Genomic DNA, 21,000 nt, shown 5'->3' with positions numbered 1-21,000 from the left:
GCAGGGTAGAATAACATTGTTGCCTATTCTACCTCCCCTATTTATTTGCTTCAGTGTGGCTGTTAATAATATTTACAATGCCTTCCTGTTCTATAATTCGCATTCCTAAATGTTCATCGGAAATTCCATCCTTTAACTTATAATCATAAACGGCTTCATTCTCTTCAATAGTAGAACGCAGGCATTTGAAATGCACATTAGGAAGGTCTTGTAATTGAGGAGCCACTTCGGTTATATGGGTTGAAACTATAAATACAGAACCTTTAACTTTAGCCAATGCCCTGATAATAGCAACCGATCCCTCATAGGCATCTTTAACATTAGTGCCTCTGAACAACTCGTCGAATATTACAACTATGCTCTGCAATTCGCCAATAAGGGTAGCTACTTGCTTTATCCTTAACACTTCTGCATAGAAATGGCTATGCCCTACATTGATATTATCGGATAAATTAATTGTAGTAAACAAACCTTTGAAAACAGTAGTGCGCATGCTTTTGGCTGGTACTGCAAAACCCAAATGCGCCAGGTAAACAGCAATACCCACAGCCTTAAGTAAGGTAGACTTGCCTGCCATGTTTGCACCGGTAACAAAACACATATTGCTGTTCTCGCCAAATGAAATACTGTTATCTACCGGATGGGTTAGCATTGGGTGATATAATCCGCCTAATTCTAATACCGGACTGTTATACTCCAACAATTCAGGATAGCAATAATTATCATTTTGCACTTTCTTAGCTACTGCTATGTAAACATCTAACTGGTAAATTACATCCAATACTTCTCTTACCTGTTTGTATGCTGTTTTCCTTAACCATTCGTCCCAAACCTCGGTATCCCATGCGGTAAAACTTTGCGTTTTGTAATTGGATGGCGCACCCTCAAACAGGCTTGCCGTTTTAATAACAGCCGTTTTTAATAATTTGGTAAGTTCCTGATGATACTTTTGCTGTAGCAAATCATGCAGTTGTTTAAATATTTCAACAGCTAACATTACACCACGTTCAATAACATAATAATCATGTTCTGGCATCAGCCTATATTTTAGTTTATCCTTGTATGCTTTTAATTTCGATGCCTTTTTTGTGCGATTAGCACGCAGGTAATGTTCTACAAAATCAATATCATCCCTGTCGAATTTTAATTCGTCAAAATGCTCACCAGTATAACGTATGGCCTCAATTCGCTGTTTAATCAGATTTATATCGGCCAATGGATTTTTAAAGAGGTGTGTTAACAGTTCCACACCACCATAGGTGACCGGGGTAAACAAACTGATGATGCTTCTATCAATGGTTGCCCCAAACAGGGCAAGGTCGCGCTGAGTTTGTTCATCAGTTTTGAAGGATAAGTCTGCCATATAGCCAAAATAAATACTCAACCGGTTAATTAAGACATTAACGATTATTTATTATCCTGAATATAATTTATTACAATGTCTTGTCTCTTGGTTCTTGTCTCTTGGTTCTCTAAACGGTATCTTTGCGGGTAAATGATTGCTATAAATAACCTTACGTTTGAGATTGGTGCGAGGGCCCTTTATGATGAAGCTAACTGGCATATTAAACCCGGAGAAAAGATTGGCCTAATTGGGGCCAACGGTACCGGTAAAACAACATTGCTAAAGCTAATTGTGGGCGACTACTCACCTACATCCGGCACGATATCAAAATCTAAAGAGCTTACCATAGGTTATTTAAATCAGGATTTGCTTTCTTATGCTTCTGATAAATCAATCCTGCATGTAGCAATGGAGGCTTTTGAACGCCAGAACCAACTGCATACCGAGATTGAAAACCTGTTAAAGAAACTGGAAACTGATTACAGCGAAGATTTACTAAATAAGCTGAGCGATAAGCAGCACGAGTTTGAAACACTTGACGGCTATAACATTGAGTATAAAGCACATGAGATTTTAGCAGGTTTAGGTTTTACAGAAGAGCAAACGCACCGCAAGTTAGCCGAATTTTCGGGTGGATGGCGCATGCGTGTAATGCTTGCCAAAATACTGTTACAGGCTCCGGATATTTTACTACTGGATGAGCCTACCAACCACCTGGACTTACCTTCTATCCAATGGCTGGAAGAATACCTGCGCAATTTTGAAGGCGCTATTGTAATCGTATCTCACGACCGTTGGTTCCTTGACCGTGTAATTAACCGTACGGTTGAATCGCGCAAAGGAAAGCTGACTGTTTATGCAGGTAACTACACCTTTTATCTGGAAGAAAAAGCTTTGCGTGAAGAGATACAACGCGGCGAGTTTAAAAACCAGCAGGCTAAAATACGCCAGGAAGAACGCCTGATCGAGCGTTTCCGTGCCAAAGCATCCAAAGCAAAAATGGCGCAATCGCGTATCAAAATGCTGGATAAGATGGAGCGTGTTGATGATGTGGATGATGATAACCCATCAGTAAACTTCAACTTTAAATTCAGCAAGCAATCTGGACGTAATGTTGTAACTATTGAAGACCTGAGCAAAAGCTATCCGGGCCTGCAGATTTTGACGCATACTAATGCCATTATTGAAAAAGGCGACAAGATTGCGCTGATTGGTGCTAACGGACGTGGTAAATCTACCCTGTTACGAATAGTTGCAGGTGCCGACCATGATTTTGAAGGCAAAGCAGAAACTGGCTACAATGTAACCAAAACGTTCTTCGCGCAACACCAGTTAGAATCACTGCACCTGGAGAACGAAATACTTTCTGAGCTGCAATCATTTGCCCCAAAACATACCGACACCGAGCTGCGATCTATTTTAGGTAGCTTCCTGTTCACTGGCGATGATGTATTTAAAAAGATCAAAGTATTATCGGGTGGTGAAAAATCGCGTGTGGCATTAGCCAAGGCGCTTACTGCCGATGCTAACTTCCTGATACTGGATGAGCCTACCAATCACCTGGACATGGCTTCAGTAAATATCCTGATACAGGCATTACAACAGTACGAAGGTACTTTTATTGCCGTATCTCACGATCGTTATTTCCTTGATAATATCGCCAATAAGATCTGGTTTATCGAAGATCAGCAAATCAAGGAATATCCGGGCACATACCAGGAATATGAAGAATGGCAGTCTAAACGTAAACTGGAGCCTAAAGCTACAGCAGCAGCTCAGCCCAAGAAGGAAGAGAAAAAAGAAACAGCCCCTGTTAAGCAACAATCCACATCCGACGATAAGTCTAAACAGATCAAAAAGCTGAACAGCGATCTGCAAAAAATGGAAGAGCAGGTTACCTTACTTGAAAAAGAAGTAAAACAACTGGAAAACAAACTGGCTGATCCACAAGTTTATAACGATAAAACTAAGCTTAACGATACCAATACACAATACAAACAAAAGCAAAACCAGCTGAAACAAGTACAACAGCAATGGGAAACCCTTGCCGAACAAATTTTAGAACTGGAAGCTTAATAGAATGATGATGATGGAGAAAAGACAATTGATTAAAGGGTTACTGTTTATTGTTACAGTTATTCTTTGTATTTTCTCCTTCATTCCGAAATCTGCTGCACAGCAACCAAATTGGGCTGGCAAGTATGAATTTGAAGAGGCTACGTCTGGTTCCTCAAATTCACCTGGAATGGTTATGGAATGGGATTTTACTGTTAAAAAAGTAAATGGTCAATTTCAAGGATCATTAGAAGTTGCAGGACAAACAACCAACTTTACTTATAAAACTGATTTAAAGCTTTCTGGCAATACGATTAATGTGTACTATAACAAGCAAACAGACGGCCCTGTTTATGACGAGGAAGCTTATAAAAAAGGCCAGCTGCTGTTTTCTTTAAGTAATATTAATGGTAAAATTACAACACACTGGGCAGCCTTAAAACCACAGTTAAATGAGAAAGCTCCTGCTGTTTGTAAAAACTGCTTTGTAAGAAAAACTAAGTAATGAAGCAGCTATGGGCTATATTGTTTGTTGCATGTTTTGCTTTTCAGTCACAAGCCCAAATTACTTACACTGACCGTGTTTACCGCCCCAATATAAAAACTGTTGAATTTTATAACAGTGAAAAAGAGGGTTCTTTCCCAATTATATCACTTGGCTCAAACGAACAGCTGCTTTTAGCATTTGACGACCTGACCAACAACAGTGCAACTTACAACTACACCATTGAGCATTGCGATGCTGATTGGAATCCATCACGCATATCGCCTAATGAATATTTGCAGTCGTTCAATGAAGATCGGATAATGGACTATCGTTACTCGGTGAATACTTTAAAAAAGTATGTACACTATGAGTTAAGGTTTCCTAATCAGACCATCGCACCCAAAATTTCCGGCAACTATCTGCTGAAGGTTTATGAGAATGGCGACACTAATAATCCTGTTCTAACCCGCCGCTTTTATGTGGTAAATCAACGTGCAAATATTTTGGCTCAAGTTGTACCTTCAAATAATGTAGCCAGCCGCACCACCAACCAAAAGGTAAATTTTGAAGTTGATTTTCAAGGCTTGCAAATCAATAATCCTTATAGCGATATAAGGGCGTTTGTAATGCAAAACGGCATTTACGAAACTACGCAGATCAACACCAGGCCTACTTTTATTCGTGGCACATCATTGGCTTATAACGATATCAACATAAATGACTTTCCGGGAGGAAACGAGTTCAGGCATTTTGACACACGCTCATTAAGATTAAATTCTGAACGGACACAACGCATTTTTAGGGATACAGCCAACGCAGTTTTGCTTTTACCCGATCGCAGCCGCAGCCAGGAAAATTACCTGTTCACTTACGATAACGACGGTAATTTCTTTATCCGAAACCAGGAAGGACGCGATCCCCGAACAGACGGCGACTATGCACAGGTGTACTTTAACCTGATTGCACCCGGCACATCAACCAATGATGTTTATATAGTAGGTAAGTTTAATAACTACGTAATGGATGCTGCAAGCAAAATGAATTTTGATGCTACACGCGGCGCCTATTACTTTAATACCATGCTAAAGCAAGGTGTTTGCGATTACGAATTTGTTACTCCGGGTAAAGATGGGCACATGGACTTAACCCAGTTTGAGGGTAATCACTTCGAAACGGAAAACACCTACCAGGTACTTATCTATTTTCGCCCGCCCGGATCGCGTTGGGAAGAACTTATCGGCTACAGACAATTAAATTCCACAAACCGATAAGTTTTGCCGATTAATTAAAAGTGATTATCTTTAGAAATATCACTTATTACAATGCAAAATAAAACCAACTCAAAAAAACTTATTGCCACTGTTGTAATAGCGCTTGCGCCACTTACTTATAAAATCTGTAAGGATGTTTATCTGATGGGTGTTAAAGATGGCAAAGCCACACATGCTATGCTCACAAAGGATAAATAGACTTTAGCTTATTAGTTTCCCCTGCTTAAAACTTCATCAATCATACCAAATTCGCGCGCTTCTGTGGCTGTCATCCAGTAGTCGCGGTCAGCAAGGTCGTTGATATGCTGGTAGTCTTGACCTGTGTGCCTTTCAAATATTTCGTATAGTTCGCGTTTTAGTTTAAGGTATTCGCGTATGGCAATTTCCATATCCGAAGCCTGCCCCTGTGCGCCGCCATGTGGCTGGTGCATCATTATGCGTGAATGTGGTAATGCTGCACGCTTTCCCTTAGCCCCTGCGCAAAGCAACACCGCCCCGAAAGACAATGCCACACCCGTACAAATGGTAGCCACATCAGGCGTAACAAACTGCATGGTATCATATATCCCCAAGCCTGCATAAACAGAGCCGCCGGGTGAGTTTACATACATCTGTATATCCTTCTTACTATCGGCAGACTGCAAAAAGAGTAGTTGTGCCTGAATGATGTTGGCCACGTTATCGTCAACTGCTGTGCCCATAAAAATAATGCGGTCCATCATTAACCTAGAAAATACATCCATTTGTGCAACATTCAACTGGCGCTCTTCGGTGATATAGGGCGTCATGGCAAGCGGGGCAGCCATTTCCGAGGTCGCCTTAATATAATCGTCTGCGAAAGTACCGGCAATACGGAGGTGCTTCACAGCATAGCTGCGAAATTCATGTTTATTCATTCCCTTAAATTTTGATTAGTTTTTTGGCCCGAAGATGCTTCTGATCCGCTGTGCGAAGGAACGATGTTCAGGTGTTGACACCAGGTTTTGAAACACAGTTTGAAGTTCAGCCTTAAGCTGTTTACGCCCATAATTGTTTACCAATTCATAAACCTTTTGCTGATCGGCAACTTTACCTTTCAATTCAGGATTAATAATTTGTTTGGCATCAAATAGCAATCGGTCTTCGGCAGTTCCGGTTATAAACAAGTACTGCTCAATGTCCTTCACTTCAATCAATAAAGTCCTCATATTGCAATGCTTGTTGTTTAACGGTGTCTCTTACTTTTTCAAGGCACTTGTATTTTTGTACCGTCGCTGAGCGTTCGCCTGCATAACCAAATACTTCTGCTATTTGCCTCAACGAAATTTTATCGTAGTAAAATGCCTTTAAAAGGTTCATGCATTTTTGCCCTGTGGTTTGCAGGTAATACATCAACCTGTCAGTTGCCGGTTCCGTATAGGCTGATTCGGCAATCAGTATTTCATCTACGCTATCTAAAGACAAATTACCTGCTGCGTTCAGTTTCTTTATCCAGAGGTTTTTGCAGGCTCCCATAATATAGGCTTGCTCATTTTCGATATTCAAACCGGATACAAGCTTTTCATAATAGGCAATAATACCATCCTGAAAAATGTCGTTAGCATCTTCAAGGCTGCCGCCCCTTTTACTGATGTACTTTGCTACAGCGGGAAAAACCATCTGGTACAAAGCAATAAAAAATGATTCGCGTTGAGCTATGGTTGATAGATCTGGCTGCTGTTTCATATCTGCATTTATTACGATGTACCTGATGAATAACAATTATCACCAAAAAGAAAGAATATATTTTACAACTGCAATTAAAGCGTATATGGCTTAAGCAATAAAATTGTGTTAAAAAGTTATCTTTGCCCACTATGATCAAAAAGACACCTACCGATAGCTATACCGTTATGAATGAGTTGGTTTTACCCAATGATACCAACATGCTTGGTAACTTAATGGGTGGCCGTTTATTGTATTGGATGGATATTGCTGCCGGTATGGCTGCACAAAAGCACAGTAACCGCATTGCGGTAACTGCATCGGTAGATAATGTTTCTTTTAAGAACCCAATTAAACTGGGCGATGCCGTGATGATTGAGGCAGTGGTTACCAGGGCATTTAATACTTCGCTTGAAGTGCGGCTGGATGTTTGGTCGCAGAACCTGCCATCGGGAACTAAAATAAAAAGCAACGAAGCTTATTACACCTTTGTAGCGCTTGAAAAAGACGGCCACACCGTAGCCGTGCCCGAACTTACACCAGAAACCGACCGCGAGTTGGAATTATACGATGGTGCTTTACGCCGCCGCCAGCTACGCCTTATTTTAAGCGGGCGTATGCAACCAGACGATGCTACCGAATTGAAAGCATTGTTCACTGCAGCTAAGAAATAACAGCTTTTTATTTCGTTTGTTCTATTAGTCCGTCCTGGTTGATTGACCAGTACTGGGTACCATCATTTACAAATGCCATAAACTGGTGGCTGGTGGCTTCCAATTGTAGCTGATTGTCTTTACCGGCAACTGTAGCCTTTTCAGGGACCGACAGCTCACTTAAACTTGCAGCATACTGTTTATGCTGTTCGTAATATTTTTTCTGCTTGTAGTAAACCAGCCATAATAGCTTTTTCTGATCTTCGCTGTAAGGTAGTACAAACTGAGGCGCTGTTAACTGCTTTGTAAATTGCAGGTATCCCCAACGCTCGGGGTAATGCATGTTGATGATGTTTTGCGGCGACCATACCCAGTTATGTTCGGGGAGCGGATGGCCAAGGCTATCCTTCAATTTTACATACTTGCCATTCTCCACCTTGGTATCCCACTCTACGCGCGAAAAATTGATCCGCCATAAGGTTCCCTCTTTAGGTGCTATATATCTGTCGAACGTAAAAGCCTTAAAGGGAATGGCCATTTCCACCGTCCAGCCTTTGTCCTTGTCAGCCGGATTGTTTAATGTACCCTGAACTTTTACAGCAGAGATCAATCCCGGCGCATCCCAGGCAACAAGTGGGTTGCCGCCATTGCGGTACGACTTATTAAGGAACAGATCGAATATGGTATTTAAGGCATTTACCTCTATCTCAAAATACTCGTGTGTAGTATTCAATGGGTCAATAAATACCTCGAAGTCATTATCATGATAAATCACTTCATCACGCTTTTTCAGTGTTCCCCACACATGGGGGTCATGCAGTTCGGCAGCGATGTACAGGTATTGATCGTCCCAAAGCATTTTTACTTTGGTTGGATAAATAGGCTTCGGGCGGATGTCGCCTTCTATATCTTTAAACTCGCTTGTCCAGGTGGCTTGCTGCCATGCAGCATCGTTGATATTACCGTCGATCTTCGGAGCAGCAGGTGCATACTTAACCACATAATCAAGCGGTGTTTCAAAAAACGGCTTAAAGTCTTTAAAAATATCCTGAGCGAATAAATCAGCCGGAACAGCAAGGCCTAAAAGGCAGGCTATGGAGATAGAAAGTTTTTTCATTACTATGTTAGCTTCCCAATTCGATGATACGGTCAAACTCTTCGGCCTTTAAGCCCATTACCGACAGGCGGCCCTGGCGCACCAAGCCAATATCTTTCAGCTGCTCATCGGTTTTGATCTGTTCTAAAGTAACATGCTTTTTCAAAGCCTCAACCGGCGAAAGATCAACCACTACCCAATTGGTGTCATCAGTAGTAGGATCCTGGTAAGCCTCTTTAACAACTTTAGCAATACCAACAATCTCCTTCCCTTCATTACTATGGTAAAACAGCACCAGGTCTCCCTCTTGCATGGCACGCAGGTTATTACGCGCCTGAAAATTGCGGACACCATCCCAAAAGGTGCGCCCATCCTGATTGAATTTTTCCCAACTGTATTTAAAAGGTTCTGATTTAACGAGCCAGTATTGCATTTCAAATATTTATTTAAAGTATTGTAGAGGCATTTTCTACCGCCAACACCTCAAAGGTGACAAAATGTGGTGAAAATTTAAAATATAAAGTAGCTTAGGTGAAAAAGCAAAAGCAGTATTTAACAATTCGCTTTTGGAGAACTGTTAAGTTTCCTTATTGGGGCCTAAACCCCTAATGGCGTTATATATAAATTGTTTTTTTATGAATTGAGATTAGCAATTCAACGTTGCAATTAAATTTCTATTAATTTAATTAAATTTGAATAACCTAATTACTTAAATATTAATGAACGAACAATTTAAAAAGCATCTTTTTGATGTTGCAGCGACAAGAATTAGACAAAGAGGGATGCCAGTTCCTCTAATGATTTCTGAGTTGCTTAGAGAGACCATAAATACCGGTGTTACTAACATGAGTGAATCTGAATTAAACGACACAAGCAAGAGACAATTGGCTGAGAAAAATCTATTGTTTTTGGTTGATAGTATGATTCAAAGAAGCTTATATGAAGGGCTGCAAACAAGAACATTCTCAAATGCTAGAAAAAGCATTTGTCCTTTATGGCCATTTTGCTAGTTTCTCATGAAAGAAAATCAAAAGAAGGCATTTGATTTTGCAGCAGAGACGACCAAGCAATTAATTACTATAGCGACTGCAATAATAACTCTTACTGTCACTTTTTCAAAAGATATATTGGGTGGTGCTCAAGAGTCAACAAAAACGTTTTTGATTTGGACTTGGGGTGTTTTCATTGTCTCCATTATTATGGGGATAGGCACACTTATGGCTTTAACTGGTCGCTTATTACCAATGAATAAAAACTTAGTTGATCAAACACCACCTTCTGAATCTAATCAACCAGACAATGTAGCCGCTACTATAACTAATCAAGAGGCAATACCAAATGCCAATTCTATAACATCTTCTAATACAGCAGAAACTCTAGTTGATAATACAGATGATATACATATAAATCATCGCAACATTCGATTCTTTTCAATTTCTCAAGCACTATTATTTTGTTTAGCAATTATAATGACTGGAGTATTTGGCTACAAGTCTCTACATATAAAATTGGAGACTAAATCGAAAAATGCATATAAAGTAATAAGGAAATCGATATTAAATGATGATACAGCAACCATCTATATTGATACTTTGTATTTAAAAAAATGATTAGAACTTCATTAATAATTGAAGTATTTTAACTTGTTAAAAATTGAACATTATTCTAAGATACCAGTTCAAGCCAACTTCTCAGAATGCTAAGTACTCATAAAGTACTACTTTGTGCCCCCCTCCTAAAAAAAGCTCTATCCACCATCACCCCAATAACCACCCCTATCGTATAGCACAGAAGATCGCTCCATAAAAAGCCCTGGCCTAAAATAAGCTTGCCCAATAAGGTATGCCTTAAGTTGTTAATCCACGATGCCTGGTAAAGCTGGCTGAACTCTATTGCATAACTGAATATTAGGGAAGCTATAATAGAATAACTTAAAGGTTTGACGATAAATAAGAACCGTGCAATAAAATAGACCATTGTTGCCCAAAGTATATCGCCAATAAACAATGGAATAAATGAAAAATGCCGGGATAGCAGTCCTGCAATTACTGTAAGTGTAGTTAGCAGCAGATATGTTATTCTTGATCGCAGCATAGGGCGGTATTTAAATGCAGGTCAAAGTATATAAAAAAATCGTAATCATTTAAAAAACAATATACTACGTCTTCTTTGTTAGCTTATTTACACAACAGTAAAAGTTTGCTTTTTAACTTAGGGTTGTTAACTTTAGTTGACCTTATGTAAACCCGGCTTAAGCGTTGTAATCACAATAATAACATTTTTGAAGTATGTGCCATGGATACGCTTTTAGCTGTTAACGAATCCGATATTAGTTTTGAGATCTTGTTTCATCAAAATCCGCACCCGATGTGGATTGTTGAAGTAGCAACTTTGCGCTTTCTGCTGGTGAATGATGCTGCCATAAAGCATTATGGCTACAGCTATAAAGAATTTATGCACTCCATCACCTTAGCTGACATACGGCCGAAGGAAGAACAAAAGGATATGCGCACATTGATAAAGCGCATTAAGCATAACCAGACCGTTAAAAAGAAACTTACCCATATCAAAAAAGACCGCTCGCTGATTTATGTTCATATTACTTCATACACGGTATTATTCCATAACCGGGAATGCCGTATGGTATTGATTAATGACATTACCGATCAGATCATTAAAGACCAAAAAATCACGGATGCCTGGAACCGTATCTACCTTACGCTCGAAAGCATTACCGATGGCTTTATTACGATAAGCAATAACTGGCGGATTACTTACTGGAACAAAGAAGCCGAAAAGACTTTTAACATTACGAAGGAAGAAGCTATAGGTAAAAGCTTCTGGAAAGTGTGTCATTATGGGAAAAATGAAACTTTATACGAGGAATTTACGCATGCACAAAAAACCAGGGAAGCAAAAAAGTTTGAGATATACCTCACTTACTATAACAAATGGCTGTGTATCAATATCTATCCCGGCAAAAATGGCTTAACTGTTTACTTTCAGGATATTACAGCTAACAAAAACGTAGAACAACAAATCGAAAATAAGGATAAGCGGCTTGATGAGATCGCCTATCTTAATTCGCACATTATCCGCAAACCTATCGCCAATGTAATTGGAATTGTGCATACACTTGAAGATGACCTGAAAGACGAGCCTCACTATCATCGCTGTTTGGAAATGCTAAAACAAAGCGCCGAGGAGTTAGATGATGTGATTAAGGTGATCAACGCCCGCGCCGAAGATAAATCTGTAGTTCGCCATATGTAAGCTTACATCGGTTCATAAACATTTTATCAATAGCAACTGTTAGTCTTCATAATATATTTGATATGAAGAACGGACTATTTGAATACGGCGACCAGGTTACCATTTCTGCTACGGATGAAAAGGGCATTGTAAATACACAGCAACTTAATGAAGAGGATGCTGTAGAAGTAAAATTAAATTCGGGAGAAATTAAACAGTACGACGCTGACGATCTGGAATTTGATCTCGACTTTCAGCCGGATACTGGCGAGTGATCTTAATGCATGATCTTAAAAACCAGTTCTTTCAGCAGCTCGCCATGTTCAGCTGCTGAATCAACACCCTTGCTTTTAAGGTCGTACTCGCGCAGCAAACCGATGATATACATGGTTCTGTATTGATCATAACTACGGGAAGCCTGCTCATAATCTTTAGTAAAATATGGGCTTATCCCTAATTCTTTGGCAATACTTGCTGACGATTTGTCCTTGAGGTAATGCACCTGCAATATTTTGCTGAAAAAACTATACAAGTTGGCCATTAAAACCACAATAGGATTGGCCTTTGGGTTGGCATCAAAGTAATTAATGATCTGGTTGGCTTTTACTACGTCGCGCTTGGCCAAGGCTGCCTGCAGTTCAAATACATTATATTCTTTACTGATACCGATATTGTCATGTATCTCCTTTAAGGTAATTTCGCCGCCTTCCTGAATATTTAACATCAGCTTATCCAGCTCATTCGCTATTTTAGACAGGTCGTTTCCCAGGTACTCGGCCAGCATGTTTGACGCCTGCGAGTTGATGCGATATTTCTTATCGCTTACATAACCTTCAATCCAGCCAGGAATTTTATTATCATATAGCGATGCTGATTCAAATATCAACCCGTTTTTTTCGATGGCTTTATAAGCTTTCTTCCGCTTATCAAACTTGCCGTACTTATAACAAAAAACTAAAATGGTACTGGCCAGCGGCTTGTCGAGGTAGCTTTGCAGGGGGTTTAGCGTTTTTTTATCATCATCTTCCTTCCCCCACTTTAAATCCTGTGCCTCCTTAACCATTACCACCTGGTAATCGGCCATCATAGGATAGCGCTTCGCGGCATTTAAAACACTGATCATGTCGGTATCCTTGCCGTATAATATGGTTTGATTAAAGCCTTTTTCTGCATCTGGCAATACATGATGTTCGATATAATTGCTTACTACATCAATAAAGTAAGGCTCATCGCCATGCAGCAGATAAACAGGTTTAAACTTGCGGTTTTTTAGATCTTTAAGAATTTCAGGAGCCGTCATACCAATACGGTGCAAATTACAAATTATGCGGCAGGAATAAGGAATGGCCAGGGATTAAAGTTTGTGCGTAGCAGTGCCTTTGCTTTAATATACCCCTTATTAAAGTTACTGCCGGTACAAAGTCTTTAATGTAATATACCCCTTATCAGAGTTTGTGCCGTAGCAAAGTCTCTAATGTAATATACCCCTTATCAGAATTTGTGCCGTAGCAATGCCTTTGCTTTCCCCTTTAAAGGGGAAGACTACCGCCGGTGCAACCTTTAGAAGCGTAAATAAGGGGTCACAATTTTTAATATATACCTCTTATTAGATCTTATGCCGTTAAAAGTCTTATAATGTAATATACCCTTATCAGGGTTACTGCAGGTGCAATGCCTCTGCTTTCCCCTTTAAAGGGGAAGACTACTGTTAGTACAACACCGCACTTGCATTAATAAGGGGTCAACATTCCGCACATTTATAATTATCCATCAAGTTTTGGTAATTTCGCATTGTGAGTTTGTTGCAGCCTTTAAATTTACCACCCTATCCTTTCAAGATCACCGACAACAACGGACAACTTTTCATATTAGATGAAATACGTAAAAAACAAATCGTACTTACGCCCGAAGAATGGGTTAGGCAGCACTTTGTTCAGTACTTAATTCACCATAAAAAATATCCCAAGGGACTTATAAAACTGGAAGGAGGCTTAAAGCTGCATGGTCTTCTTAAAAGATCAGACATTGTGGTGCATGATGTAACGGGTAAAAAGATATTGCTTATAGAATGTAAAGCGCCAACTGTTAATATAGACCAAAAGGTGTTTGACCAGGCAGCCCGTTATAATATGGTACACAAAGTGCGGTTACTGGCTGTTACCAACGGCCTGGTAAATCACTGCTGTAATATTGATTATGAAAATAACAGCTATTCTTTTTTAAAAGAATTGCCCGATTATACAGATTTAAGCCATAGCAAGTAAACCCAGCATTTTTTCTTTCAGCTCGTCGGGTTTAAAAGGCTTAGAAACATAATCATTCATACCTGAACTAAACACCTGTTCTCGAATGTCAACTAATGCCGAAGCTGTTAAAGCAATAATCGGCAAATTGGATTTTCTGTTATCAGCCAGGTTTCTGATCTCTGTAGCAGCTTCAAAACCGTTCATTACCGGCATTTGCAAGTCCATCAGGATAATATCAAAATTACCATATTGAACCATCTCAACCGCTAATGCGCCATTTTCGGCAAATTTTGGTGTAATATCCCACTTAGAGAGCAGTTTTTTCATCAACATTACGTTCACCGGGTTATCCTCAGCAATAAGTACACGCACATCACTAAAATTACCACTAAGTTGTTCTTGCTTGGGATGTTCTAATACAGGGATTAGCTGCTCCGCTGGCTTTTTCACTTCAACATCAGTAGGCACCGTAAATTCCATATTGAATGAAAACTCTGATCCAACGCCCGGCTTGGTATCAACATACATACTTACCCCCTGCAATTCTAACAAGCGTTTCACTATGGATAACCCTAAACCCGTACCTCCATATTGGCGCGTGGTACTCATAGACTCCTGCGCAAAGGGTTCAAAAATAGTACTCAGATTGTCCTTATCTATCCCTATACCGGTATCTTTAACAGAAAAGTGTATAGCTAATACATTGTGACGATCCTGAATACAATTTACATTAACCCATACATTGCCTTTTTCTGTAAATTTAATGGCATTGCTCACCAGGTTGAAGATCACCTGCGTAAGGCGTGTTGGATCGCCTATGATGGTACGGTACTTTAACGAACTATCTACATTAAGACTAAAATTAAGTCCCTTTTCAATTGCTTTAATAATTTGTGCCCCGCAGATATTATGCATCAGTTCGCCCATGTTAAAGCGCACGTTTTCAAAGATAAGCTTACCCGACTCGATCTTGTTAAAATCAAGCACGTCATTCACAATGGCAAGCAGATTATTGGCAGAAAATTTAAGTATCTCCAGGTTTTCCTTTTGGTCAAGGCGCGGATTGCTCATCATCAGTAGGTTAGACATACCAATAACCGCATTTAACGGCGTACGGATCTCATGCGACATGGTCGACAAAAATTCAGACTTCGCCTGAGACGATTTTTCAGCCTTTTGTATGGCAACTTCCATCTGCACATTTAGCTGCTTCTGCTTTTCGCTGGTTTGTTTCAGCTGTTTAATGTTTTTTAGAAAAGCACCATAAAAGTGGCTATGTATGAAAATGATAAGTATGAAATTGCTAAGTACGGATACTATGGTAAGCGATTGATCTACTTTTTCGGGCTTAAAATTAATGATATAGCTACTATAGTACTCCAGCACCATAAATGCCAATACCGGTATAATGTTAACCAACGAATAAAACAAACCAAAGCTTTGTCCAAGCATATAAAAGCTGAACAAAACGGTGATCAGTATTAATTGAATGGTAACCAGGCTAACACTTTGAACCAGTACATAAACATTGCTAAGGTTCAGCAGCGTAACCATTGTCAGCAGCACGTGCGATATTCTGCGCCAGTCGGGACGCCAGGTCAGGTATTTAAATAAACCCAGCAGCAGTACGGCTGTAAAACCCGAAATAATAGTATTCACTGTACTTGCCTGCGCAAAGCTTGTAAATATTAAAGCTAAATCGGCAATAAAGGCAAGCCATAAACCAAAATACAACAACCTGATACGCGCCTTATCAAGTATTGAATGTTCAGCGGTGAGTATGTTATTTAAAGAAATGTTAAAAAAACTTGCCTGATGCATAATTGGTTAAAGCCCCTGTATAAATCAAGATAGCACGATGTGTAATAACCATCATGCTATCAGACTTATATATAAGGCAATTAACCTGCCAAAGATGCAAGGCTCTCTTGTATCACCTTGATCTTAGCTTCAGTATCCGCTTTTTTCTTTAACTCGTTTTCTACTATTTCCGGCTTGGCATTTTGCATAAAACGTTCGTTTCCAAGCTTTGCGTTAACCGACTTCAGGAAACCGTTAAGATATTCTATTTCTTTTTGTAGTCTTTCGGCCTCTGCAGCAGGGTCAATATTTTCTGCAAGTGGTATAAAAAACTCGTCGGTAAGTACCATAAAACTGGCAGCACCTGTTACCTTTTCATCAGCAAACTCAACTGTGCCCAGATTACTTAAATGAGTAATTACCGGCAAATAGGAATGATAATTGATATTTGAATTTTGCTTTATCACTAAATCAAGCATTTCTTTAGGAGAAATCTGCTTAGCATTACGAATATTCCTTATTCCACTAACAATTAGTTTAACTGAATTTAATTCATTGTTAAGCTGTAGATTTATATCCCCAACTTCGGGCATTTTTGCCACGATGATACAATCCTTTTCAGTACGTTCACCAAATATCTCATCATGCCATAATTCCTCTGTTAAGAACGGCATAAAAGGATGTAAAATCTTCAATATCTGTTCAAAGAAAGCTACTGTTGCTCTGTAAGTTGCTGCATCTGCCGGCTGCTGATACGCAGGTTTTATCATTTCCAGATACCATGCGCAGAAGTCGTCCCAAACCAGCTTATAAGTAGCCATTAATGCTTCTGATAAGCGATACTGGCTAAAGTTTTCTTCAATCTCTTTTAAGGCTTCATTAAAGCGGCTTGCAAACCAGTCGATCGCAATCTGATTTTTATTTTCAAGGCTTTCGTCAACTTCCCATCCTTTAACCAAACGGAAAGCATTCCAAACCTTGTTAGCAAAGTTACGCCCCTGTTCGCAATAGCTTTCGTCGAACATCAGGTCATTACCTGCCGGTGAAGATAACAGGATGCCTACCCTCACACCGTCTGCGCCGTACTGTTCAATAAGGCCAAGCGGATCGGGCGAGTTGCCCAATGATTTTGACATTTTACGGCCAAGCTTATCACGAACGATACCAGTAAGGTAAACATTGGTAAAAGGCTTTTTTCCGCGGAACTCGTGGCCTGCCATAATCATACGCGCCACCCAGAAGAATAAGATCTCCGGTGCAGTTACCAGATCATTAGTTGGATAATAATAATTGATATCTGCTCCATCCGGATTTTTAAACCCGTCGAATACGGAAATAGGCCATAACCATGACGAGAACCAGGTATCAACCACATCCTCTTCCTGGCGAATGCTGGTCACTTCTATACCTTGTGCCGCAAATTCTGCTCTTGCTTCTGCTTCGGTTTTGGCAACTACCCACTGCCCTTTTTCATTGTACCACGCCGGGATGCGTTGTCCCCACCATAACTGGCGGCTGATACACCAATCCTGAACGTTTTCCATCCAGTGACGATAAGTATTTACAAACTTGTCGGGTATTAGCTTAACATCACCATTTAACACATCGGCAAGGGCGGGTTTAGCCATTTCGTCCATTTTGCAGAACCACTGCATAGAAAGGCGTGGCTCAATAACGGCATCGGTACGTTCAGAAAAACCTACCTGCGATTTATATTCTTCTACCTTCTCCAAAGCACCTGCTTCTTCAAGCATGGCAGCAATTTTTTTACGGGCAGCAAAGCGGTCTTCGCCAACTAATATTTCTGCAAGATTATTTAACGAACCATCATCATTCAGGATGTCGATAACCTGTAAATGGTGTTTCTGCCCAAGCTCATAGTCATTTAAGTCGTGCGCCGGGGTAACCTTTAAACAGCCGGTACCAAAGTCCATGGTTACGTATTCATCCGTCATGATCGGAATTACACGATTCACCAACGGAATAGATACGCTTTTGCCATGCAGGTGTTTATAACGCTCATCATTAGGGTTAACAAAAACCGCAGCATCCGCCATAATAGTTTCCGGGCGGGTAGTGGCAATCACAACATAGTCCGGAAGTCCGGAAGTCTGAGAGTCCGAAAGCGCGTCTTCCTGACTTGCGGACTTACTGTCTTGCGGACTTATTTTATATTTAATATAATACAGCTTCTGATTCACTTCCTTACGGATAACTTCCTCGTCAGATACGGCAGTTTTACCTTTCGGGTCCCAGTTTACCATGCGCACGCCACGGTAAATCCAACCCTTTTTATATAAATGAATAAAGGTATCAATAACGGCTTCGCTCAGATCCTCTTCCATCGTAAAACGGGTACGGTCCCAATCGCATGATGCACCAAGCTTCTTTAATTGTTCAAGGATGATACCGCCGTATTTTTCTTTCCACTCCCAGGCATGTTCCAGGAACTTTTCGCGTGTTAAGTCTTTCTTCTCAATGCCCTGCTCTTTCAGCATAGCAACAACCTTAGCTTCGGTAGCAATACTTGCATGGTCGGTACCGGGTACCCAGCAGGCATTTTTACCCTGCATACGCGCACGGCGTATCAGCACATCCTGAATAGTGTTGTTAAGCATGTGGCCCATGTGCAGCACACCGGTGACGTTTGGCGGAGGGATTACAATTGTATATGGCTCGCGCTCATCGGGCACCGAACGGAAAAAACCGTTAGCTAACCAGTAATTATACCACTTGGCTTCTGCTTCTTTTGGCTGATAGGTCTTAGAAATACTCATAAGCCGCAAAAATAAGCTTTTTGTTGGATGTTATGAAGCATGAAAAACCTTTACTGTAGCTGCTTAAATAACCCTGTTTTTGCAGTACATCATAAATGTTACAGTTAAGTTTTATGTGGGTTTTATTTAAAATTATCAGTGTAGAAGCACAATAACCTATTAAAGCACGAAATTTATTTAACCCGCCTTAGGTTTAATAAGGCAAGCTATTGTAAGGGTAAAGTATAATTAAGTAAATTCAACTTTTCTTAATTAATTGCATGAACTCAAAATTTACTCACTTAGTGCTTGCAAGTGCGTTGTGCTTATCAGCAAACGCTTTTGCTACAGGCAGCGGTAACGATGCAAAGAAATCTGATCCGCCTCAGAAATTTATAGATCCGACCAACATGGATCCTGAAGTTAAGCCTGGCGATAACTTCTTTGAATATGCTAACGGTGGCTGGTTAAAAAAGAACACCATCCCGGCTAAAGAAACCCGTTGGGGAAGCTTTGGTATCCTTGCTGAATCGAACAACAAAAAAATGCGCACCATTTTGAACGAAGTAAGCAAAGGCCCGACTCAGCCTAAAGGCAGCGTTAAACAACGCGTAGGCGACCTGTATACCAGTGGCATGGATAGCTTAACCATCGAAAAACGTGGCTACGAACCGATTAAGCCAGATTTGCAACGTATCGACAAAATCAGCAGCCTTAACGGTGTAATTGACGAGATTGCTTACCAGCGTACCGTTGGCGAAGGCAGTCCGCTGTTCCGTTTTGGCGTAGGCCAGGATTCTAAGAACGTTACAAAATATATTACCAGCTTAGGCCAGGGCGGCACCAGCCTGCCAGACCGTGATTATTACCTGGTTGATAATGCACGTAACAAAAAGATTTTAGACGCTTACAAAACTTATCTTACTACCCTGTTCACTTTAACAGGAACAGACCAAGCTGTGGCAGAAAAAAATGCGGCAACCATTATCCGTATAGAAACTGAACTGGCTAAAGTACAAATGAGCCGTGTTGCCATGCGCGACCCTCAAAAAACTTATAACAAGTTTGCCGTTGCTGATTTAAGCAAAACTACACCTCACTTAAACTGGGCAGTTTTATTGCCTAAAATGAAAGTGAACGGACAGGACAGCATATTGGTTGCACAACCCGACTTTTTAAAGAGCGCTGATGCGATGTTAGCCTCTGTACCGGTTGAAGACTGGAAAGTTTACCTGAAAGGTTACATTTTGCGTGGTTCTGCCAGCCAGCTAAGCTCACCGTTTGCTAATGCAAGCTTTGCATTCAGCAGCGTGTTAAGCGGACAGAAAGTACAGGCTCCGCGCGAAGAGCGTATGGCGGGTTTGGTTAACGGCGCATTAGGCGAACTGTTAGGCCAGATCTACGTTGAAAAATACTTCACACCTGCTGCTAAGCAATATATGGTAGGCCTGGTGAACAACCTTAAAGGGGTTTTAGGCGACCGTATTAAACGCTTAGAGTGGATGACCCCTGAAACTAAGGAACGTGCGCTAAAAAAACTGAATGCATTTACTGTTAAAATCGGTTATCCTGATAAATGGGAAACTTATAATGGTGTAACCATTAATCGCGATGACTATTACGGCAACCTTAAACGCATTTCAGTTTGGAGTTACAACGAAATGATTGGCCACTTAGGCAAACCTGTTGATAAAACCCGTTGGGGCATGACACCTCCAACCGTTAACGCATATTACAATCCGGTTAATAACGAGATCGTATTCCCTGCAGGTATCTTACAATTCCCATTCTTTGATTTTAAAGCTGATGATGCCATTAACTATGGTGGTATCGGTGCTGTGATCGGTCACGAAATGACCCACGGCTTTGACGACCAGGGCCGCCAGTATGATGCCGATGGCACACTGCGCGACTGGTGGAAAAAAGAAGATGCTGACAAATTTAAAGTGCGTGCCGATATGGTAGTTGACCAATACAACCACTACACCGTTCTTGATACCATGCACGTTAACGGCCGCTTAACTTTAGGTGAAAACCTTGCCGATCTTGGCGGTTTAAACATTGCTTACGAAGCATTCAAAAAAACAAAAGAAGGCCAGTCTGGCGCAAAAATTGATGGATTTACTCCAGATCAAAGATTCTTTTTATCTTGGGCACAAGTTTGGAGAAGCTTACAGCGCCCGGAATCAGCTGCATCACGCATCCTGACAGATCCGCACTCTCCTGAACAATACCGCACCAATGCACCATTAACAAATATTGATGCATGGTACCAGGCATTTGACGTAAAACCAGGCGATAAAATGTATAAAAAGCCTGAAGACCGCATTAAGGTATGGTAAACAGCCTTAATTTT

The 21,000-nt window shown here is 40.5% G+C and carries 21 protein-coding genes; 11 read left to right on the top strand and 10 right to left on the bottom strand.

All coding sequences use genetic code 11. The features are described 5' to 3' along the window. Window positions 1-37: 37 nt before the first annotated feature. Window positions 38-1,363 (bottom strand): MutS-related protein, encoded by a 1,326-nt coding sequence (locus tag PQ461_RS07545; protein WP_274302910.1) that lies wholly within the window; start codon window positions 1,361-1,363, stop codon window positions 38-40. A gap of 132 nt (window positions 1,364-1,495) precedes the next feature. On the opposite strand from PQ461_RS07545, the gene PQ461_RS07540 reads away from it, so the two are divergent. Genes PQ461_RS07540 through PQ461_RS07525 form a run of 4 tightly spaced genes read left to right on the top strand, consistent with a single transcriptional unit; the run spans window position 1,496 to window position 5,356 of the window. Continuing rightward, entirely contained in the window at window positions 1,496-3,421 is a 1,926-nt protein-coding gene (locus PQ461_RS07540) for an ABC-F family ATP-binding cassette domain-containing protein (protein WP_274302908.1), read from the top strand. A 7-nt stretch (window positions 3,422-3,428) separates the two neighbouring features. Next, complete coding sequence (locus tag PQ461_RS07535; protein WP_274302905.1) at window positions 3,429-3,905, top strand: DUF5991 domain-containing protein; 477 nt, start codon at window positions 3,429-3,431, stop codon at window positions 3,903-3,905. After that, window positions 3,905-5,158, top strand: coding sequence for a type IX secretion system plug protein (locus tag PQ461_RS07530; RefSeq protein WP_274302902.1), 1,254 nt, complete (start codon window positions 3,905-3,907; stop codon window positions 5,156-5,158). The genes PQ461_RS07535 and PQ461_RS07530 overlap by 1 nt, the downstream gene beginning before the upstream one ends. 51 nt (window positions 5,159-5,209) lie before the next feature. Next, on the top strand, window positions 5,210-5,356 hold the full coding sequence (locus tag PQ461_RS07525; protein ID WP_274302900.1) for a hypothetical protein: 147 nt from the start codon (window positions 5,210-5,212) through the stop codon (window positions 5,354-5,356). Window positions 5,357-5,367: 11 nt separating this feature from the next. Here the strand turns inward: PQ461_RS07525 and PQ461_RS07520 are convergent, their stop codons facing one another. From PQ461_RS07520 to PQ461_RS07510, 3 genes are read right to left on the bottom strand one after another with little or no spacing between them, the layout of a single operon-like run. Continuing rightward, window positions 5,368-6,054: an ATP-dependent Clp protease proteolytic subunit gene (locus PQ461_RS07520; protein ID WP_274302899.1), complete on the bottom strand. Its 687-nt coding sequence runs from the start codon at window positions 6,052-6,054 to the stop codon at window positions 5,368-5,370. 15 nt (window positions 6,055-6,069) lie between these two features. Then, a complete protein-coding gene (locus PQ461_RS07515) occupies window positions 6,070-6,345 on the bottom strand; it encodes a hypothetical protein (RefSeq protein ID WP_274302896.1) in 276 nt (91 codons plus the stop codon). Further along, the gene (locus PQ461_RS07510) at window positions 6,326-6,862 is read right to left on the bottom strand and encodes an RNA polymerase sigma factor (protein WP_274302895.1); all 537 of its coding nucleotides are present in this window, start codon (window positions 6,860-6,862) and stop codon (window positions 6,326-6,328) included. The genes PQ461_RS07515 and PQ461_RS07510 overlap by 20 nt, the downstream gene beginning before the upstream one ends. 131 nt (window positions 6,863-6,993) lie before the next feature. Here PQ461_RS07510 and PQ461_RS07505 point away from each other — a divergent pair, with 131 nt between their 5' ends. Next, window positions 6,994-7,515 (top strand): acyl-CoA thioesterase, encoded by a 522-nt coding sequence (locus PQ461_RS07505; RefSeq protein ID WP_274302894.1) that lies wholly within the window; start codon window positions 6,994-6,996, stop codon window positions 7,513-7,515. 7 nt (window positions 7,516-7,522) lie between these two features. On the opposite strand, the gene PQ461_RS07500 is transcribed toward PQ461_RS07505, so the two are convergent. Both PQ461_RS07500 and PQ461_RS07495 read right to left on the bottom strand, forming a co-directional pair. Further along, entirely contained in the window at window positions 7,523-8,611 is a 1,089-nt protein-coding gene (locus PQ461_RS07500) for a carbohydrate-binding family 9-like protein (RefSeq protein ID WP_274302893.1), read from the bottom strand. A 7-nt stretch (window positions 8,612-8,618) separates the two neighbouring features. Further along, window positions 8,619-9,023 (bottom strand): EVE domain-containing protein, encoded by a 405-nt coding sequence (locus PQ461_RS07495; RefSeq protein ID WP_274302890.1) that lies wholly within the window; start codon window positions 9,021-9,023, stop codon window positions 8,619-8,621. A gap of 286 nt (window positions 9,024-9,309) precedes the next feature. Here PQ461_RS07495 and PQ461_RS07490 point away from each other — a divergent pair, with 286 nt between their 5' ends. Both PQ461_RS07490 and PQ461_RS07485 read left to right on the top strand, forming a co-directional pair. Beyond that, on the top strand, window positions 9,310-9,600 hold the full coding sequence (locus PQ461_RS07490; RefSeq protein WP_274302887.1) for a hypothetical protein: 291 nt from the start codon (window positions 9,310-9,312) through the stop codon (window positions 9,598-9,600). Window positions 9,601-9,606: 6 nt separating this feature from the next. After that, a complete protein-coding gene (locus PQ461_RS07485) occupies window positions 9,607-10,200 on the top strand; it encodes a hypothetical protein (protein ID WP_274302885.1) in 594 nt (197 codons plus the stop codon). Between the two features lie 97 nt (window positions 10,201-10,297). Here the strand turns inward: PQ461_RS07485 and PQ461_RS07480 are convergent, their stop codons facing one another. Next, window positions 10,298-10,684 carry a ribosomal maturation YjgA family protein gene (locus PQ461_RS07480; RefSeq protein ID WP_274302882.1) on the bottom strand — a complete coding sequence of 129 codons (387 nt, stop codon included), beginning with the start codon at window positions 10,682-10,684 and terminating at the stop codon, window positions 10,298-10,300. Window positions 10,685-10,885: 201 nt separating this feature from the next. On the opposite strand from PQ461_RS07480, the gene PQ461_RS07475 reads away from it, so the two are divergent. Then, on the top strand, window positions 10,886-11,863 hold the full coding sequence (locus PQ461_RS07475; RefSeq protein WP_274302881.1) for a PAS domain-containing protein: 978 nt from the start codon (window positions 10,886-10,888) through the stop codon (window positions 11,861-11,863). Between the two features lie 62 nt (window positions 11,864-11,925). Continuing rightward, window positions 11,926-12,117, top strand: coding sequence for a hypothetical protein (locus tag PQ461_RS07470; protein ID WP_274302880.1), 192 nt, complete (start codon window positions 11,926-11,928; stop codon window positions 12,115-12,117). A gap of 2 nt (window positions 12,118-12,119) precedes the next feature. On the opposite strand, the gene holA is transcribed toward PQ461_RS07470, so the two are convergent. Beyond that, a complete protein-coding gene (gene holA / locus PQ461_RS07465) occupies window positions 12,120-13,142 on the bottom strand; it encodes a DNA polymerase III subunit delta (RefSeq protein ID WP_274302879.1) in 1,023 nt (340 codons plus the stop codon). Window positions 13,143-13,635: 493 nt separating this feature from the next. Here holA and PQ461_RS07460 point away from each other — a divergent pair, with 493 nt between their 5' ends. Next, window positions 13,636-14,106: a type I restriction enzyme HsdR N-terminal domain-containing protein gene (locus PQ461_RS07460; RefSeq protein WP_274302877.1), complete on the top strand. Its 471-nt coding sequence runs from the start codon at window positions 13,636-13,638 to the stop codon at window positions 14,104-14,106. Here the strand turns inward: PQ461_RS07460 and PQ461_RS07455 are convergent. Next, the gene (locus tag PQ461_RS07455; RefSeq protein ID WP_274302875.1) at window positions 14,089-15,909 is read right to left on the bottom strand and encodes an ATP-binding protein; all 1,821 of its coding nucleotides are present in this window, start codon (window positions 15,907-15,909) and stop codon (window positions 14,089-14,091) included. The two genes, PQ461_RS07460 and PQ461_RS07455, sit on opposite strands and share 18 nt — an antisense overlap. An 80-nt stretch (window positions 15,910-15,989) precedes the next feature. Then, on the bottom strand, window positions 15,990-18,665 hold the full coding sequence (locus PQ461_RS07450; RefSeq protein WP_274302872.1) for a valine--tRNA ligase: 2,676 nt from the start codon (window positions 18,663-18,665) through the stop codon (window positions 15,990-15,992). Between the two features lie 260 nt (window positions 18,666-18,925). On the opposite strand from PQ461_RS07450, the gene PQ461_RS07445 reads away from it, so the two are divergent. Next, the gene (locus PQ461_RS07445; RefSeq protein WP_274302870.1) at window positions 18,926-20,986 is read left to right on the top strand and encodes a M13 family metallopeptidase; all 2,061 of its coding nucleotides are present in this window, start codon (window positions 18,926-18,928) and stop codon (window positions 20,984-20,986) included. Window positions 20,987-21,000: the final 14 nt, after the last annotated feature.

The organism is Mucilaginibacter sp. KACC 22063, from assembly GCF_028736115.1.
Classification (GTDB): domain Bacteria; phylum Bacteroidota; class Bacteroidia; order Sphingobacteriales; family Sphingobacteriaceae; genus Mucilaginibacter.
The sequence above is the reverse complement of the archived record's forward strand: the minus strand, read 5'-3'. Positions and strand labels throughout refer to the sequence as shown.

Excerpts from the sequence above, each read along its gene's own strand:
- PQ461_RS07545 (WP_274302910.1), bottom strand. The coding sequence starts at position 1,363 with ATGGCAGACTTATCCTTCAAAACTGATGAACAAACTCAGCGCGACCTT.
- PQ461_RS07540 (WP_274302908.1), top strand. The coding sequence starts at position 1,496 with ATGATTGCTATAAATAACCTTACGTTTGAGATTGGTGCGAGGGCCCTT.
- PQ461_RS07535 (WP_274302905.1), top strand. The coding sequence starts at position 3,429 with ATGATGATGGAGAAAAGACAATTGATTAAAGGGTTACTGTTTATTGTT.
- PQ461_RS07530 (WP_274302902.1), top strand. The coding sequence starts at position 3,905 with ATGAAGCAGCTATGGGCTATATTGTTTGTTGCATGTTTTGCTTTTCAG.
- PQ461_RS07525 (WP_274302900.1), top strand. The coding sequence starts at position 5,210 with ATGCAAAATAAAACCAACTCAAAAAAACTTATTGCCACTGTTGTAATA.
- PQ461_RS07520 (WP_274302899.1), bottom strand. The coding sequence starts at position 6,054 with ATGAATAAACATGAATTTCGCAGCTATGCTGTGAAGCACCTCCGTATT.
- PQ461_RS07515 (WP_274302896.1), bottom strand. The coding sequence starts at position 6,345 with ATGAGGACTTTATTGATTGAAGTGAAGGACATTGAGCAGTACTTGTTT.
- PQ461_RS07510 (WP_274302895.1), bottom strand. The coding sequence starts at position 6,862 with ATGAAACAGCAGCCAGATCTATCAACCATAGCTCAACGCGAATCATTT.
- PQ461_RS07505 (WP_274302894.1), top strand. The coding sequence starts at position 6,994 with ATGATCAAAAAGACACCTACCGATAGCTATACCGTTATGAATGAGTTG.
- PQ461_RS07500 (WP_274302893.1), bottom strand. The coding sequence starts at position 8,611 with ATGAAAAAACTTTCTATCTCCATAGCCTGCCTTTTAGGCCTTGCTGTT.
- PQ461_RS07495 (WP_274302890.1), bottom strand. The coding sequence starts at position 9,023 with ATGCAATACTGGCTCGTTAAATCAGAACCTTTTAAATACAGTTGGGAA.
- PQ461_RS07490 (WP_274302887.1), top strand. The coding sequence starts at position 9,310 with ATGAACGAACAATTTAAAAAGCATCTTTTTGATGTTGCAGCGACAAGA.
- PQ461_RS07485 (WP_274302885.1), top strand. The coding sequence starts at position 9,607 with ATGAAAGAAAATCAAAAGAAGGCATTTGATTTTGCAGCAGAGACGACC.
- PQ461_RS07480 (WP_274302882.1), bottom strand. The coding sequence starts at position 10,684 with ATGCTGCGATCAAGAATAACATATCTGCTGCTAACTACACTTACAGTA.
- PQ461_RS07475 (WP_274302881.1), top strand. The coding sequence starts at position 10,886 with ATGGATACGCTTTTAGCTGTTAACGAATCCGATATTAGTTTTGAGATC.
- PQ461_RS07470 (WP_274302880.1), top strand. The coding sequence starts at position 11,926 with ATGAAGAACGGACTATTTGAATACGGCGACCAGGTTACCATTTCTGCT.
- holA (WP_274302879.1), bottom strand. The coding sequence starts at position 13,142 with ATGACGGCTCCTGAAATTCTTAAAGATCTAAAAAACCGCAAGTTTAAA.
- PQ461_RS07455 (WP_274302875.1), bottom strand. The coding sequence starts at position 15,909 with ATGCATCAGGCAAGTTTTTTTAACATTTCTTTAAATAACATACTCACC.
- PQ461_RS07450 (WP_274302872.1), bottom strand. The coding sequence starts at position 18,665 with ATGAGTATTTCTAAGACCTATCAGCCAAAAGAAGCAGAAGCCAAGTGG.
- PQ461_RS07445 (WP_274302870.1), top strand. The coding sequence starts at position 18,926 with ATGAACTCAAAATTTACTCACTTAGTGCTTGCAAGTGCGTTGTGCTTA.